Below are 2,250 nucleotides of genomic sequence, written 5' to 3' on the forward strand. Positions count from 1 at the left end.
CGGGGTGCGCGGCCGGCGCGGGCCCGTCCTTCCTGGGCGCCTGCCTGGGCGCGGACGACGAGGAGGCCTGGGAGTCGGACTGATCCGAGTCCGATCCCTTGCCGCCGCGCTTGCGGCCGCGGCGGGAGCCGGGCTCGTCGGCGTTGTGCGACTCGGTGTGGACGGGGTCGGCGTGCACGATCAGGCCACGGCCCTGGCAGTGCTCGCAGGGCGTGGAGAACGCCTCGACGAGACCCGTGCCCAGCTTCTTGCGGGTGAGCTGGACCAGCCCCAGCGAGGTGACCTCGGAGACCTGGTGACGGGTGCGGTCGCGCCCCAGTGCCTCGGTGAGCCGCCGCAGCACGAGGTCGCGGTTGGCCTCGAGCACCATGTCGATGAAGTCGATGATCACCATCCCGCCCACGTCGCGCAGGCGCAGCTGGCGGACGATCTCCTCGGCCGCCTCGAGGTTGTTCTTGGTGACGGTCTCCTCGAGGTTGCCACCCGAGCCGGTGTACTTGCCGGTGTTGACGTCGATGACCGTCATGGCCTCGGTGCGGTCGATCACGAGCGAGCCACCGGAGGGCAGCCACACCTTGCGGTCGAGCGCCTTGGCCAGTTGCTCGTCCACGCGGTGGGTGGCGAACACGTCGACGTCGGGGTTGTCGTACCGCTCGAGCCGCTCGGTCATCTCCGGTGCGACCCTCGAGACGTAGTCGTGCACGGTGTCCCACGAGGTGTCGCCCTGGATCACCAGCGACGAGAAATCCTCGTTGAACAGGTCGCGCACCACCTTGACCAGCAGGTCGGGCTCCTCGTACAGGGCGATCGGTGTGCCGGCACCCGCGGAGGTCCGCTTCGCGGAGGCCTCGGCGATCTCGGTCCACTGGGCGGCCAGTCGTTCGACGTCCCGGCCGATCTCCTCCTCGCTGACCCCCTCTGCCGCGGTCCGGATGATCACGCCCGAGCCCTCGGGGACGACGTCCTTGAGGATCGCCTTGAGTCGACGCCGCTCGGTGTCGGGGAGCTTGCGGGAGATGCCGGTGGAGTTGCCGTCGGGCACGTACACCAGGAACCGGCCGGCCAGCGAGATCTGCGTGGTCAGGCGGGCGCCCTTCTGGCCGATGGGGTCCTTGGTGACCTGCACCAGGACCATGTCGCCGGGCCTGAGCGCCTGTTCGATCCGCCGGGCCTTACCGCCGAGTCCGGCGGCCTCCCAGTTGACCTCCCCGGCGTACAGGACGCCGTTGCGACCGCGGCCGATGTCGACGAACGCGGCCTCCATGCTCGGGAGCACGTTCTGGACGCGGCCGAGGTAGACGTTGCCCACCATGGAGCGCGCGGACTCGGTGGTGACGAAGTGCTCCACCAGCACCTTGTCCTCCAGCACGCCGACCTGGGTCATGATCCCCTTGCCGTCGCCGCGCCTCTTCTCCCGGACCACCATCACGCGGTCGACGGACTCGCGACGGGCGAGGAACTCGGACTCGGAGAGGATGGGCTGGCGGCGGCGCCCGGCATCGCGTCCGTCGCGGCGGCGCTGGCGCTTGGCCTCGAGCCGGGTCGAACCGCTGATGCCCTGGACCTCGTCGTTCGACGAGCCCGAACCGGAGGCCTGTCCCCCACGCGCCGGTCGACGCCGCGGTTCGCGCTGCTCCTGGGCGTCCGTGTCGGTGGAGTCGTCGCCGGAGGCCTGGGTGTCGTCGTTGCCCGAACCCCCTCCACGACGACGACGACGGCGACGCCGACGCGAGCCGGACGGTGACCCGTCGGAGTCGTCCGAGTCGTCATCCGAGGAGTCGTCCCCCGACCCGGACCGCCCCTCGGCGCGATCGGACGAGTCGGTGTCGGGACGGGAGTCGTCTCCGCCGGAACCCCCGCCGCCGGACTCGTCCCGGTCGTCCCGGTCGTCGGCGGCGTCGGACCCCTCCGGATCCCCGTCGGCCCGGTCGGTCTCGTTGTTCTGCTCGTCGATGTTCTCGCCACGTCCACGGCCGCGGCCACGACGGCCACGCCGGCGGCGACGCCCACCGCCGTCGCCGGTGTCGTTCTGGTCGTCGGAGGTGTCGGTGACGTCGGAGGCCTCCGTGGAATCAGTGGCCTCCGTGGAGTCGGCGGCGGTGTCGGAGCGCCCCCGGGTCCGCGAGTCATCCGTGGGCCCGGTGTCAGCGGCGTCGGTCCGGGCTCTGTCGGTCCGGGCGCTGTCGGTCCGGGCGCTGTCGGACGCCGCGGACCTCGTGCGCGCCGGGCGCTCCCGCTCGGCCTTGGCGG

Annotated in this window: 1 protein-coding gene; it reads right to left on the reverse strand. The window is 71.8% G+C overall.

Translation table 11 applies throughout. From position 1 onward, the window contains the following. On the reverse strand, positions 1 to 2,250 hold a 2,250-nt coding region (locus tag G6017_RS07155; protein WP_182616684.1), incomplete at both ends, for an Rne/Rng family ribonuclease.

This window comes from Dietzia sp. B44 (genome assembly GCF_014145245.1).
GTDB lineage: Bacteria > Actinomycetota > Actinomycetes > Mycobacteriales > Mycobacteriaceae > Dietzia > Dietzia natronolimnaea.